This is a genomic window from Amycolatopsis sp. NPDC102522 (assembly GCF_055584485.1).
Genome location: NZ_JBVJLY010000002.1, coordinates 694,018 through 707,685 on the forward strand (window position 1 = coordinate 694,018; position 13,668 = coordinate 707,685).

12 protein-coding genes are annotated in these 13,668 nt (G+C 66.5%); 2 read left to right on the forward strand and 10 right to left on the reverse strand.

Annotation, left to right across the window (positions count from 1 at the left end; translation table 11 throughout):
- The first annotated feature begins 26 nt into the window (after positions 1–26).
- Positions 27–1,523 carry a S10 family peptidase gene (locus ACZ6YV_RS09125; RefSeq protein ID WP_465509109.1) on the forward strand — a complete coding sequence of 499 codons (1,497 nt, stop codon included), beginning with the start codon at positions 27–29 and terminating at the stop codon, positions 1,521–1,523.
- Between the two features lie 146 nt (positions 1,524–1,669).
- The gene (locus ACZ6YV_RS09130; protein ID WP_465509110.1) at positions 1,670–2,623 is read left to right on the forward strand and encodes a hypothetical protein; all 954 of its coding nucleotides are present in this window, start codon (positions 1,670–1,672) and stop codon (positions 2,621–2,623) included.
- A gap of 87 nt (positions 2,624–2,710) precedes the next feature.
- Here the strand turns inward: ACZ6YV_RS09130 and ACZ6YV_RS09135 are convergent, their stop codons facing one another.
- The 10 genes from ACZ6YV_RS09135 to ACZ6YV_RS09180 form a co-directional block, all read right to left on the reverse strand.
- Entirely contained in the window at positions 2,711–4,429 is a 1,719-nt protein-coding gene (locus tag ACZ6YV_RS09135) for a S8 family peptidase (RefSeq protein WP_465509111.1), read from the reverse strand.
- Between the two features lie 75 nt (positions 4,430–4,504).
- A complete protein-coding gene (locus ACZ6YV_RS09140; RefSeq protein WP_465509112.1) occupies positions 4,505–5,503 on the reverse strand; it encodes an ABC transporter ATP-binding protein in 999 nt (332 codons plus the stop codon).
- Positions 5,496–6,488: an ABC transporter ATP-binding protein gene (locus ACZ6YV_RS09145; protein ID WP_465509113.1), complete on the reverse strand. Its 993-nt coding sequence runs from the start codon at positions 6,486–6,488 to the stop codon at positions 5,496–5,498. Before ACZ6YV_RS09145 ends, ACZ6YV_RS09140 begins: the two co-directional genes overlap by 8 nt.
- A 6-nt stretch (positions 6,489–6,494) precedes the next feature.
- Positions 6,495–7,448: an ABC transporter permease gene (locus tag ACZ6YV_RS09150; RefSeq protein WP_465509114.1), complete on the reverse strand. Its 954-nt coding sequence runs from the start codon at positions 7,446–7,448 to the stop codon at positions 6,495–6,497.
- Entirely contained in the window at positions 7,441–8,367 is a 927-nt protein-coding gene (locus tag ACZ6YV_RS09155) for an ABC transporter permease (protein WP_465509115.1), read from the reverse strand. The genes ACZ6YV_RS09150 and ACZ6YV_RS09155 overlap by 8 nt, the downstream gene beginning before the upstream one ends.
- 87 nt (positions 8,368–8,454) lie before the next feature.
- A complete protein-coding gene (locus ACZ6YV_RS09160) occupies positions 8,455–10,071 on the reverse strand; it encodes a peptide ABC transporter substrate-binding protein (protein ID WP_465509116.1) in 1,617 nt (538 codons plus the stop codon).
- A gap of 256 nt (positions 10,072–10,327) precedes the next feature.
- The gene (locus ACZ6YV_RS09165) at positions 10,328–11,281 is read right to left on the reverse strand and encodes a Ppx/GppA phosphatase family protein (RefSeq protein WP_465509117.1); all 954 of its coding nucleotides are present in this window, start codon (positions 11,279–11,281) and stop codon (positions 10,328–10,330) included.
- Positions 11,282–11,309: 28 nt separating this feature from the next.
- Positions 11,310–12,464, reverse strand: a complete 1,155-nt coding sequence (locus ACZ6YV_RS09170; protein ID WP_465509118.1) for a lytic transglycosylase domain-containing protein — start codon at positions 12,462–12,464, stop codon at positions 11,310–11,312.
- Positions 12,465–12,646: 182 nt separating this feature from the next.
- Positions 12,647–13,123, reverse strand: coding sequence for a DUF501 domain-containing protein (locus tag ACZ6YV_RS09175; RefSeq protein ID WP_465509301.1), 477 nt, complete (start codon positions 13,121–13,123; stop codon positions 12,647–12,649).
- Positions 13,124–13,180: 57 nt separating this feature from the next.
- A complete protein-coding gene (locus ACZ6YV_RS09180; RefSeq protein ID WP_378239962.1) occupies positions 13,181–13,543 on the reverse strand; it encodes an FtsB family cell division protein in 363 nt (120 codons plus the stop codon).
- Positions 13,544–13,668 lie beyond the last annotated feature (125 nt).

Genomic DNA, 13,668 nt, shown 5'->3' on the forward strand with positions numbered 1-13,668 from the left:
GTACAGACTGCCAGTAAGTTGGGGGTATGCCGGACACCAATCCCGATGAAACGGCCACCGACGAGAAGGACACCCCGTCGGTGGAAACCAAGGTCGAGCCGACCGACGACCTGGTCACCACGAAGCACACGCTGACACTCAAGCGGCGCAAACTCGCGTACACGGCCCAGACCGGGCGGCTCGTGCTGCGAAAGGAGGTCGTCACCGACGGGAAGTCGGAAGGCCACCAGGCCAAGGCCGAAGTGTTCGTGACCTCCTACACGCTCGACGACACGGAGCCCGGCACGCGCCCGGTCACCTTCGCGTTCAACGGCGGCCCCGGCTCGGCGAGCGTCTGGCTGCACATGGGCCTGCTCGGCCCGCGCCGCGTGCTGTCCGGCGACGTCGACGACCCTGTCGCGCCGCCCTACGGGCTGACCGACAACCAGGAAACCCTGCTGGCGCACAGCGACCTGGTGTTCATCGACCCGGTGTCGACCGGCTACTCGCGCGCCGTGGACGGCGAGAAGGCCAAGGATTACCACGGGTTCACCGCCGACATCGAGTCCATCGGCGAGGTCATCCGGCTCTGGGTGTCGCGTGAGCAGCGCTGGCTCTCGCCGAAGTTCCTCGCGGGCGAGTCGTACGGCACGCTCCGCGCGGCCGGGCTGGCGTCGCATCTGCAGGAACGCCACGGGATGTACCTGAACGGGCTCCTGCTGATCTCGTCGGTGCTGGACCTGGGCACCCTGCGGTTCACCGAGGGCAACGACCTGCCGTACTCGCTCTACGTGCCGACGTACACGGCGATCGCGCACTACCACGGGCTCCACGGCGACCGTCCGCTCGACGACGTCCTCGCGGACGCCGAGGACTTCGCGGCCAAGGAGCTCCCCTGGGCTCTCGCACGCGGCGCCCGTCTGTCTGCACAGGATCGGGCCGAAGCGGTGGCGACGCTCGCTTCGTTGACCGGCTTGAGCGAGTCCTATGTGGACCGCGTCAACCTGCGGATCGAGCACGTCCGCTACTTCACCGAGCTGTTGCGGGACAAGGGTCTCACCGTCGGCCGGATGGACGGCCGGTTCACCACCTGGGAACCCGACGGCGGCCGCGAGCACATGAGCGACGATCCGTCGATCTCGCGGATCATCGGCGCCTACACGGGCGGGCTCAACCACTACGTGCGCGCCGAGCTCGGCTACGAGAACGACCTGCCGTACGAGATCCTCTCGACGGACGTCTTCAAGGCGTGGTCGTACTCCGACTTCGAAGGCCGCTCGGTGTCCTCTGTGGACTCACTCGCGTCGGCCATGCGGGCGAACCCGCACCTTCGGGTACATGTCGCCTTCGGCCACTACGATGGCGCGACGCCTTACTTCGCTTCGGAGCACGTGTTGGCGCGACTGCAGATTCCTGAGGAACTGCGGGAGAACATCGACACGGCGTACTACCCGGCCGGGCACATGATGTACGTGCACGAGGAGTCGCGGGTGCGGCAGGCGAAGGACCTGGCGAAGTTCATCAAGGGCGCTTCAGGGAAGTAGCGCCCTCTCCTTCCGCTCGGCACGTACGAGATGAGATGAATGGGACTTTCATCGCAAATTTTGCAATGAAAGTCCCATTCATCTCACTTGCCCTGAGAATTCTGTCGGGGGTGGCGCACACCATGACCCCCATGTACCTTTCCCGAGTGACTCTCACCGAGTCAAAGCTCAAAGAGCACAGCAAGTACGGCGTCATCCGAGTCGCGACCCTTGAAAGCCTCGGCGTGCCCCAGACGACGTCCTATCGAAGATGCCAACCCGGAGGCCGATGGACACACCTGCTTCCAGGCATCGTTTTGCTGTCCCGGCACCTTCCGACAGCACGCCAACGTGTCGAAGCCGCCCTCATGCACGCCGATGACCTCGGAGTCGTGACAGGCTTTGAAGCAGCACGGCGCTACGGCCTGAAGAACACTCTCGCCGCGCAGATCGTGCATGTCCTCATACCTGCAAGGAACCAAATCAGAAGCACCAAGTTCACCATCGTCGAGCGAACGATACATATGCCCGCCCAACGGATCGTCGATGGCGTTCCCCTTGCCGAGCCAGCGCGCGCTGTATTGGACGCTGCTCGACGTATCCGCGACGCCGACCCCGTACGAGCCATCCTCATTGAGGCGGTCAGCGCCGATCTGTGCACCGTGGACGAGCTATCCGCTGAACTAGAGTCCGGAAGCAAGCGGGGAACAGCACTTCCGCGGGCCGTAATCCGAGAGATTCGTTCGAACGTCAAGTCAGTGCCCGAGGCCGTGGCGCTCTCACTCTGGAAGCGCGCCGGTCTACCGCCCGCTGAAAGGAACGTCAAGATCTACGACGCTCAAGGCAACTACATCGCCATGCCGGACTCATACTGCGAAGAAGTCGCCATGGCGTGGGAGATCGATTCGTACGACTTCCACTTCGAGAGGGCGGCCTACGCCAAGACTGTTAGACGCAACGCGCGATACACGAGCGCTGGAGTGGTTGTCCTACAGACTCTGCCTTCGCAACTGCGAGACGACCCCGATGGTGTCGTGGCGGAGCTACGAGCCGCGTTCGAAACCGCCTCTCGCCGACCGAAACCCGGCATCACCGTCGTCCGTGACCAGCGCGCGGCTTGAGCCGTCCAACCGGACGAGATGAATGGGACTTTCATCGCAAATTTTGCGATGAAAGTCCCATTCATCTCATTGACGCGGAACCGAAGATCAGCCTCGCAGGTATTGGGAACCGTGCGTGACGGCCGACCAGGCGTCCACGGCACCGTGACCGTAGAAGCCGTTGAACGAAGCGTCACCGGTGCAGGTCGCGGTGAACGACGCGTCCCGGCCTTCCTTCAGGTAATCGACGGTCCGCGGCGTCGGGCAGGCGATGTCCGAAGCCGTACCTTCGAGCACTCGCTGCACCGCGTCCGGATCCATCCCGAAGTCGCGCGAACCCTTGCCGTACTGCGAAACGATGAGCGCGGCGACACCGGTCGCGTGCGGTGACGCCATCGACGTCCCCTGCAGCCACTGGTAGTAGCCGACGCGGCCGTCGGCGGCGGTCGCCTTCTGGATCCCGGCGGTGACACCGGCGGGCGTGATGTTCCCGGCCGCGTCGATGTTGCCTTCGGCGACGCCGACGTTGCGCGGGTACGTCGAGAGGATCTCGTTCTCGACCGTGCGGTACCACGGGGTGCCGAAGTAGTCACGGAAGTATCCGCCGGGCGCGGAGACCGAGATCTGCTCGACGCCGTAGTTCGAATAGTCCGCCTTCGCCTGCGAAGGACCGAAGGACGAGACGCCGATCGTGTGCGGGCCTTCGACGGGCAGCGAGAGACAGCCGTTGTCGATCTGCCGCGGGTGCGTGCTGTTCGACGGGTAGCCCGGGCTCGACGCGTCCGGCTGCGGGGCGGCGAGGTCGCTGTGCTGGTTGCCCAGCGAGACGACCTGGGTGACACCCTTGCGGTGCGCGTAGTTCAGCGCCCGCGTCGTCGCCTCGATGATGGTGCGCTGCTCGGCCTGCTGCGCGGGCGTGTCCGCGGCGTTCGCGGCACAGTTGTACAACCAGGGGTCCGTGTAGAAGCTCATGTTGACGACGTCCACACCGGCGTCGCCGGCGTAGGTGATCGCGTCCACGGTCGACTGCAGGAAGAAGAAGCCCGAGTCCTGCCCGGCGCGGATGTTCACCAGCGTCACGTTCGGCGCGACGCCCGAGACGCCGAAGCCGTTCGCGGCGGCGCCGATGGTGCCTGCGACGTGCGTGCCGTGCCCGTTGTCGTCGTGGTCCACGGGGTCGACACAGCCGCGGTATTCACACGGACCGTCGACGACCGCGCCGTTGACGTCGGAGACGATGTCCTTCGTGAAGTTCCGCGACGCCGCGCGGTCGAAGTTCGGCGCGATGTCCGGGTGGCTCGCGTCGACACCGGTGTCGATGATGCCGACCTTCACCCGCTTGTCACCGGGCTGCTTGGTGCGCGAAAGGTCCGAGCGGACCGACTTGAGGCCCCAGAGCTGGTCGTCGAGCGGGTCCATGCCGACACTCTTCGGCTGCGCCGGCTTCTTGGCCGACGCGGCGCCTCGGCTTTCCTTCTCGACGAGGTTCGGCTTGGCCTTCGCCTTGTCGCTCTTCGGCGCGCTGCCGATCGGCTTCGCTTTGGCCGCCCCGAAGACCGAGCGGTCCGCGGAGACCCGCTCGGCGAAACCGTTGGCGGGCGCGGTCGCGGTGATCAGGCCGACCGCGGCGTTGCTGGTCACGACGGTGCCCCCGGCGGCGCGGATCGCCTTTTCCACCGACGCGACGCTTTGGCCTTCACGGGCCAGAACGGAGAATTCGGTAGCGGCGCCGGAAAGCGCCGGCTGCGCTGATGCCACTGGAGCAGCGACGATCGCGCCGAACAGCGGTACCGCGAGCGCGATCACGAGAGATCTTGGCTTTTTCACTTCCTGCCTCCTGAAGAAAGGATTCGTGCAAACTACGTCAGCGTTCTCCGCTAATCAACGAAGTCCCTACGAAAGTCAGGGAACGACCGTTTTCTCCTCCGCGAAATGACAGGCGGACAAATGCCCGCCGGACCGCGTGATCAATTCGGGTTCCTGATCGGCGCAGACGTCCTGCGCCTTCCAGCACCGGGTGCGGAACCGGCAGCCGGACGGCGGATCCAGCGGGCTGGGCACGTCACCTTCCAGGCGGATCACCTGCCGCTGCCCGCGCAACGCCGGATCCGCGACCGGTACCGCGGAAAGCAGCGCCTGCGTATAGGGATGCGCCGGACGTTCGTAGATCTCCTCTTCCGTCCCCATTTCCACGATCTTGCCGAGATACATCACCGCGACCCGCGTGGAAAGGTGACGGACAACCGACAGATCGTGTGCGATGAACACGTAGGAAAGGCCGAATTCCTTCTGCAGTTCACCGAGCAGGTTCATCACCTGCGCCTGGATCGAAACGTCCAGCGCGGAAACCGGTTCGTCACAGATGATGACCTTCGGCCGCAACGCCAAGGCCCGCGCGATCCCGATGCGCTGACGCTGTCCGCCGGAGAACTGGTGCGGATAGCGGTTGATGTGCTCGGGGTTCAGCCCGACGACGTCGAGCAGCTCCCGCACCTTCGCCGCCCGCGAGCCCTTCGGCGCCACCTCGGTGTGGATTTCGAACGGCTCGCCGATGATGTCGCCGACAGTCATCCTCGGGTTCAGCGAGGTGTACGGATCCTGCAGCACGATCTGGATCTCGCGCCGCAACTTCCTGAGTTCGGCTCCCCGCAACGCGAAGATGTCACGACCTTCGAAGGTCGCGAGCCCGCCCGTGGGTTCCTCCAGCCGCATCAGCACCTGGGCCAAAGTGGACTTGCCGCAGCCGGATTCCCCCACCACACCGAGGGTTTCCCCTGGCATGAGATCGAAGGAAACCCCGTCGACCGCCTTCACGTGGCCGATCGTGCGCTTGAAGAGGACCCCGGCTCGCACCGGGAAGTACTTCACCAGGTTCTCGACCCGCAGAATGGGTTCAGACACGATCGCTCACCACCTCGTCGGCGAAGTGGCAGGCGCTGACCCGGCCGAAGCCGAGACTGTGCAGAGCCGGCCGCTCGGTCTCGCACTGGCTTTCCGCCCGGGGGCAGCGCGGATGGAACGGGCAGCCTGGCGGGACGTTCAGCAGGCTCGGCGGCAGGCCCTTGATGGTCTCCAGCGTCTGTCCTTTGAGGTCGAGCCGCGGCAGCGAGGCCATCAGCGCCTCGGTGTAGGGATGCCCCGGGGAGCGGAACAACTCGGTGACGTCGGCCTGTTCGACGATCCGGCCCGCGTACATCACCGCGATCCGGTCGGCGACCTCGGCGACCACCGCCAGGTCGTGGGTGATCAGGATCAGCCCCATCCGCCGTTCGGCCTGGATCTCCGCCAGCAGATCCATGATCTGGGCCTGCACGGTGACGTCGAGCGCGGTCGTCGGCTCGTCCGCGATCAGCAGATCGGGGTCGAGCGCGAGCGACATGGCGATCATCGCGCGCTGCCGCATCCCGCCCGAGAACTGGTGCGGATACTCGCGGATCCGCCGGGCGGCGGCCGGGATGCGCACGATGTCGAGCAGTTCGATCGCCCGCTTTCGAGCGTCCTTTCTGGACATCCCGAGCCGGACCCGCAGCTGTTCCTCGATCTGGAATCCCACGGTGAAGACGGGATTCAGCGCCGAAAGCGCGTCCTGGAAGATCATCGCGATCTCCCCGCCCCGCACTTCACGCCGCCGCTCTTCGGTGGCGGTGAGCAGATCCTCGCCGCGATAGCGGACGGCGCCGCCGGTGACGACGGCGGGCGGGCTGTCGAGGATGCCCATCACCGTCTGCGCGGTCACGCTCTTGCCCGAGCCCGATTCTCCCAGTACGGCAAGGGTTTCCCCGGCATGCACGGAGTAGTCGACCCCGTTCAGCACAGTCGCGACGCCGTCGGAAGTGCGGAATTCGACGTGGAGGTCTTCCACCTCTAGCAGCAATTCGTCGGTCACAGCCGATCACCGGGCCTTCGGGTCGAGCGCGTCGCGGATCCCGTCACCGAGCATGACGAACGCGAGCACGGTGATGGTGACGAACCCGGCCGGGAACAACAGCATGTGCGGGTTCACCCGGAAGTAGTCCCGCGCGTCGCTGATCATCACGCCCCACGAAACGACCGGCGGCCGCACGCCGACGCCGAGGTAGGCGAGCGTCGCCTCCGCGCCGATGAACGCGCCGAGCGCGATGGTCCCGTAGACCAGCACCGGCGCGACCGTGTTGGGCAGCAGGTGCCGGAACACGATGCGCGGCGTGCTCGCGCCGAGGCCGCGCGCGGCCTTGACGTAGTCGAGTTGCTTGGCCACCAGCGTCGCCGAGCGCATGATGCGCATCGCCACCGGCCAGCTCAGCGCGGCGATCGAGACGACCACCTGGACGATGATGGTGACCGCGCCGGGGTTCGAGCCGGGGGCGTTGAACGTGGTCAGGATGACGATCGCGCCGAGCACGAACGGCAGCGCCGCGAAGATGTCGCCCACCCGCGAGAACAGGCTGTCGATGAGACGGCCGTAGTAGCCGGCGACGATCCCGACCACCGAGCCGATCAGGATCGTCAGCACCGTCGCGAAGACGCCGACCAGCAGCGATGCCCGCGCGCCGTGGATGGTCCGCGCGTAGACGTCGTAACCCTGGTTGTCGTAACCGAACCAGGCGTCCGCGGACGGTCCTTCGTTGGCGTGGAGCAGATCGCTGAACCCGGCGGGCCGGGAGCTGAACAGGTCGGGCGCGATCGCGATGAGCACGATGAGCGCGATGATGACGGCGGAGATGATGAACGACGGCCGCTTGCGCAGCATCCGCCAGGCGTCGCCGCCGAGACTGCGCGGTTTGTGCGCCACCGCGGAATCGTCGGCGACTCCGGCGCTCGCGACGTCCACGGAGGAGGCGCCGCCGGCCACGTTGGGGTCAGTCATAACGGATCCTCGGGTCGAGAACGGCGTAGAGCAGGTCGACGATGAGACTCACCAGCAGGTAGACGACCACCAGCAGGACGACGACGCCGGTGACGGTGGCGCCCTCCCGGTTCTGGATACCGCGGAAGATGAGCCCGCCGATGCCGTTGATGTTGAACACGCCTTCGGTGACGATGGCCCCGCCCATGAGCGCGCCGATGTCGGTGCCGATGAAGGTCAGCACCGGGATCACCGAGTTCCGGAGCAGGTGCACCCCGACGACGCGGCTGCGCGGCTGTCCTTTCGCGACAGCCGTGCGGACGTAGTCGGCGTGCCGGTTCTCGGCGATGCTCGTTCTGGTCAATCGGGCGATGTAGGCCATGGACAGGCTGCCTAGCGCGATCCCGGGCACGATCAGTTCGCCGATCGTGGCGTCCTCCGAAACACTCGCGTCGATGATGCCCAGTTCCGAACCGAGGACGATCTGGAGCACGATCGCGGTGACGAACACCGGGATCGAGATCAGGAACGTGGTGGACATCAGCACGAGGTTGTCGAGGAAACCCTTGCCGCGCAGGCCGGTCAGGATGCCGGCGGACAGGCCGATGATCGCTTCGATGGCCACCGCGATAAGGGCGAGCCGGACGGTCACCGGATAGGCGTTCCCGATCAGTTCGCCGACCGAGACACCGTTGAAGGTCTCGCCCCAGTCACCGGTGAACAGGTTGCCGAGGTACTTGAAGTACTGGACGAAGATCGAATCGTCGAGATTGAACTTGTCGGTCATCATCTCGATGTAGGCGGGCGGGCAGGCGACCTGACCGCATTTGCCGGCGAACGGGTCACCGGGCACCGCCCACACGAGGGCGTAGATGAGGAACGTGGTGCCGAAGAAGACCGGGATGAGTTGAAGGAGGCGTCGAAGGATGTATTGGGGCATGGGCGTGCCGTCCTGGGGATCGCGTGGTGGGAGCCGGGGTTCCGGCGGGCCGGGCGCGCTGCGCACCCGGCCCGCCGGACCACGCGATTACTTCGCCGCGACCTCGATGGACGAGTAGTCCGCGAGACGACCGAAGTCGAGCTTCGCGACCTTCAGCCGGTTCGACTTGCCGCCGACGCCCTTCTCTTCCCAGACGGGGATCTGCGGCAGGTCCTTCGCGATCAGGTCCTCCGCCTGCTGGTACAGCTTGATCGCCGCCGTCTTGTCGGCGGTCTGGTCCGCCTGGTTCAGCAGCGCGTCCACGGCCGGGCTCTTGTACGTCGAGTCGTTCGACGAACCGGTGCTCTTGTAGCGCGGGTTCAGGTAGTTCTCGATCGACGGGTAGTCGGCCGACCAGTCGGAGCGGCCCATGCCGGTCAGCTGGCGGTTGTTGACGATGCTGCGCCACTGGCCGAAGTCGGTCGCCGGGACGAAGTCGCATTCGACGCCGAGCGCGTTCTTGATGCTGTTGCACGCCGCGACCAGCGGTTCCTTGCGGCCACCGTCGGCGTTCGACGCGATGGTCAGCTTGCCGGTGTAACCGGACTTCGCGAAGAGCTCCTTGGCCTTCACCGGATCGAACTTGCAGAATTCGCAGACGCCCGGCCGGTACCCCTCGATGCCGCGCGAAACATAGCCGTCAGCGGGCGAGTAGGTGTCGTTCATGACGGTCTTGACGATCTGCTCGCGGTCGATGGCCATCGAGATCGCCTTGCGCAGGTCCAGGTTGTCGTAACCCGGGACGTAGTACGGGATGGCGAGCGCGCTGATGCCGAGCAGGTTTCCTTCGACCAGACGCTCACCGAGGTCGGCCTTGTACTTCCCGCCTGCCTTCGCCGAGGGCGGGAGCGCCTCCATGAAGTCGAGACGGTTGCTCAGCAGATCCTGGTACGCGGTCTCCTGGCTGGTGTAGATGCGGACTTCGAGGTCCTTGAACTTGACCTTGTCCTCGCCCTGGTACTCGTCGAAGCGCGTGAGCTTCATGTTCTGGTTGGGCGTGCGCGAAACGAACTTCAGCGGCCCGTTTCCGATCGGGGCCTTGGCGAACCCCTCCGGGTCGGCGAAGAACTTGTCCGGCAGCGGCGCGAAGGCGAGGTAGCCGATCTTGGTGGCGAACACCGAGAACGGACCCTTGAGGGTGACCTGGAACTCGTAGTCGTTCACGACCTTGAGCCCGGACATCTCCTTGACGGCCGGCTCTTTGGCGCTGATCTCGTCGTAGCCCTGGATCTGCTCGAAGAACGACGCGTTCTGCATGCCGTTCTTGCCGTTCGCGCTGTAGTTCCACGCGTCGACGAAGTTCTTGGCCTTGACCTCGGTCCCGTCGTGGAACTTCCAGCCCTTTTTGAGCTTGATGTCGAAGACCTTCGAATCGGTCGTGGTGATCGATTCGGCCATCAGGTTGTACGGCTCGGCGGTGTCGGACTTGTAGCCGACCAGCGCCGAGAAGACCGGCTTGAGCGCCTTGGACCCACCGAGTTCGTTGGTGTTGGCGGGAATCAGCGTGTTCTCCGGCTCGGTGCCGTAGACCGAAACGGACGCGTTGGCGTCGGCGGCGCCGGATCCCTTGTCGTCCTTGGACCCACCACCCCCACAGGCCGTCAGCAGCAGGGCCGCCGTGGCCACCACCGCCGTCGCTCCCCAGAACCCGCGTGAAGCCCGCATGTCCCCTCCAACTCTCGTCGTCGGATAGTCCGGCGAGCGCTGGTCGCGCCCCACCGCCCAGAAGGTGAGACGACGCTATGGGACAGGTGAAGCCGATCACAGTGCGTTGGTGTTGCAAATGGGTGACGGTGTCCCGGACCACCCGGTTAGAGCACAACGTTGGTAGGAACGAGGCTGGTCCGAACGGGCTAATCCGGACTGGAGGTCACCACTTGATCACCGAAAGAAATGGCTTCACGTAAGAGAAACCCGGCTGTCAAGCCAGCGACAGCGCGATCCCGTCGAGGATGTCGTGCTCGGAGATCACCAATTCGTCAGGACCACCGCGCGTGGCGAACTGCTCCGCCAGGACCTGCACGATCACCGAACCGCCGCCGATCACGTCGACCCGCCCGGGGTGGATCACCGGGTTCGCGGCGCGGGTCGCGTGGTCGGCCGTGAGGAGCGACTGCGCGACGCGGTCGATTTCGGCGTGGGAGAGCTTCGAGAGGTGGGTTCGCTCGGAGTCGTACTCCGCCAGCCCCTGTGCCACGGCCGTCAGGGTCGTGACCGTCCCGGCGACACCGATCCAAGTCTTGGCGGTGGACACGTCCACGACGTCGAAGGCTTCGGTGAGCACTTTGGCGGCCAGTTCGCGGGCTTCGGCGATCTCGCCCGCTGTCGGCGGGTCGGACTTCAGCGCGCGTTCGGTGATCCGCACGCAGCCGATGTCGACCGATTTGGCCGCGATGACCTCGGCCTTGCGGCCGTCCCAGGTGCCGACCACGAGTTCGGTCGAGCCGCCGCCGACGTCCACCACCACGAAGGGGCCGTCATCGGGATCCTGCTCGCCGACGGCGCCGGTGAAAGACAGCCGCGCCTCTTCGTCGCCGCTGATGACTTCGGCTTCGGTACCGAGCACTTCACGAGTCATCGCGAAGAACTCGTCGCGGTTGCTCGCGTCGCGAGTCGCCGACGTCGCGACCATGCGGACCTTTTCCACGCCCTTGCGGCGCGCGGCGATCGTGTAGTCGGCCAGCGCCGCGCGGGTGCGCTCGAGCGCCTCGGGGGCCAGCCTGCCGGTGGCGTCCACACCCTGACCGAGGCGGACGATCCGCATCTCGCGGTGCAGGTCGCGCAGGTCGACCGTCCCGTCGTGGCGGGGGGTCAGCTCGGCGACGAGCAGGCGGATGGAGTTGGTCCCACAGTCGATCGCGGCAACACGAGGCATGCCCCGGAGATTACCGCGATCATCACCGTCAGGTGGGTTTGGTGCTGTTGCTCGCCGGGGTCACCGTCGTGGTCGTCGTTGTCGTCGTCGGCGAGGAACAGGTCGTCGGCGGCGGAGTCGTGGTCGTCGGGCTCGTGCTCGAGGTGGTCGGTTGCGTCTCCGTCACGGTGACCGTGGGGCACGCCGGCTTCGAGCTGCTCGTCGGAGATTTCGACGACGAAGAAGGACTATTCGTCGGCGGCAGCGAAGTCGACGGCGGCGGTGTCACCGAACCGGGCGGCGTCGACGGCACCGGGGGCGGCGGCACCGACGCGGGCGGCGGAGCGGCGGCGGCGTTCGGGGCACCGATGGGCACCCGGCTGTCCGGCGTCGGCATGACCCCCGTGCGGTAGGCCTCGGCCCAGATCAGCACGGTGTTCACGTAGGTGTCGGAGTTGTTGTAGCGGAACACGGCCGCGCGCAACTGGTCCGGTTTGGACAGATCGAGCCCGCCGGAGCACAGGTAGCGGCCGGTGCCGAGCGCCGCGTCGAAGATGTTGTTCGGGTTCGACTCGCCGTCGCCGTTGCCGTCGGAGGCGTAGCGGGCCCAGGTCGACGGGATGAACTGCGTCGGGCCGACGGCGCGGTCCCAGACCGTGTCGCCGTCGTACTTGCCGCCGTCGGTGTCCGGGATGGCCGCGAACGGTCCGGCGCCGTTGAGCTGCGGTCCGAGGATCGGTTCGAGGGTGTTGCCGTTCGCGTCGACGAAACCGCCGCGCGCGTGGTTGGACTCGATCCGGCCGATGCTCGCGATCAGCGCCCAGTCGATGTGACAGCCGGGCTGTTCGGCGATGAGGATGTCGGCGGCTTTGCGGTACGCGGCGAGGGCGGTGACCGGGATGCCGAGCGGACCGTTGGGGAGTTCGTCCGCGGGGAGCGGGAGCGGGGTCGGCGCGTTCGGCAGGCTGCCGTCGACGCCGATCTGCTGCACGAGCGGGTTCTTCGGGTCATAGCCGCCGACGAGGGCGACGTTGCCGGTATGGACCGTGCTCGCCGTCGCGGCCCAGCTGCCGGCGCCGACGACCGCGGCACCGGCCGGGACGATGGCGAGGACACCTCCGGTCACCGCGGCGATCGTGCGGTGCCGGAGACAGAGTCTCCGGACATGACCTGTCACCGCGCCTGGCACGTGCCTCACGCGCATACCTCAGAACCCTCCCGGCGGATCGCGACTCGACGATCCGGTTACTTCCCACCCGACAACCTCGACCGGTGCCCAGCCTGCCGCATACGGTGACCGGTTTCACCCCATAGGGGAGGACCAGTTGGTCGACGAAGGATGAATTAACCCACCTGGAGGAACTATCTGTGCACCGGGCGCCGGTGTTACCCCTGGCAGTCGCCCGACGGCCAGCCGTTGGCCTTGAGCAGCGCGAGGGTCTCGTCCCCGAACGGGTTCACCCCGGGGCCGACGGCGAGCGTGTGCGCCAGGTGGACGTGCAGGCATTTGACGCGGCCGGGCATCCCGCCCGCGCTGACCTCGTGGCCGAGCGAGTCGATGGCGTCGCGTTCGGCGAGGTAGCTCTCGTGGGTCCGCTGGTAGGTGGCCGCCAGCTCGGGGTCCTCCGCGAGCCTGTCGGTCATCTCCTTCATCAGCCCGGACGCCTCGAGCGTGCCGACCATCGAAGTCAGCTTCGGGCAGGTCAAGTAGTAGAGCGTCGGGAAGGGGGTGCCGTCGTCGAGGCGGGGGCTGGTCTGCACGACCGACGGGTGGCCGCTCGGGCAGCGCGCGGCGACGGCGCGCAGCGCACGGGGCGCCCGGCCGAGCTGTTCCGCGATGATCTCGCGGTCGGCGTCGGTCACAGGCTCGTATGAAGACTTTTCCGTGCTGTTCACGCCCACAAGGCTAAAGGCAGAGCTTCAGCCGCCCGCGACCTGATCCCACAGCTTCTCGTACCAGGAGCCCGCGGGCACCGGCTGCTGGCCTTGCGGCTCTCCCTGCTCGGGCGCCTTGTCCTCGGGGAGCTGCACGATGTACGGCGTCTCGCCGGGCTTCACGAAACCGAAGCGCTTACGAGCCTCGGCCTCGATCTGCGCGGGGTCGCTCAGCTCGCCCTTGCGGCCTTCCAACTGGGCGACGGTCCGCTGCAGTTCGGACTGCAACTGCTGCTGTTCGTTCACCTCGGACTTCTGGCTGAGGTAGGTGCGCAGCGGGACGGCGATGGTGAACGCGAGCGCGCACACCACGATCGCCACCACCGCGGCCCGGCGGGTGGTGGACATGCCGAGCACCTTCGCGGCACCCGATGCCCTTTTCGCCGCCAGGCTGCGGCGCAGCCGGGTTCGGGCGCGGACCTCCGTCGTCGTCGTGCGGCGGGCACTCTCCGGCCGGCGGCCCCTGCTGGAGC

Excerpts from the sequence above, each read along its gene's own strand:
- ACZ6YV_RS09160 (WP_465509116.1), bottom strand. The coding sequence starts at position 10,071 with ATGCGGGCTTCACGCGGGTTCTGGGGAGCGACGGCGGTGGTGGCCACG.
- ACZ6YV_RS09125 (WP_465509109.1), top strand. The coding sequence starts at position 27 with ATGCCGGACACCAATCCCGATGAAACGGCCACCGACGAGAAGGACACC.
- ACZ6YV_RS09165 (WP_465509117.1), bottom strand. The coding sequence starts at position 11,281 with ATGCCTCGTGTTGCCGCGATCGACTGTGGGACCAACTCCATCCGCCTG.
- ACZ6YV_RS09170 (WP_465509118.1), bottom strand. The coding sequence starts at position 12,464 with ATGCGCGTGAGGCACGTGCCAGGCGCGGTGACAGGTCATGTCCGGAGA.
- ACZ6YV_RS09180 (WP_378239962.1), bottom strand. The coding sequence starts at position 13,543 with ATGTCCACCACCCGCCGGGCCGCGGTGGTGGCGATCGTGGTGTGCGCG.
- ACZ6YV_RS09150 (WP_465509114.1), bottom strand. The coding sequence starts at position 7,448 with ATGACTGACCCCAACGTGGCCGGCGGCGCCTCCTCCGTGGACGTCGCG.
- ACZ6YV_RS09155 (WP_465509115.1), bottom strand. The coding sequence starts at position 8,367 with ATGCCCCAATACATCCTTCGACGCCTCCTTCAACTCATCCCGGTCTTC.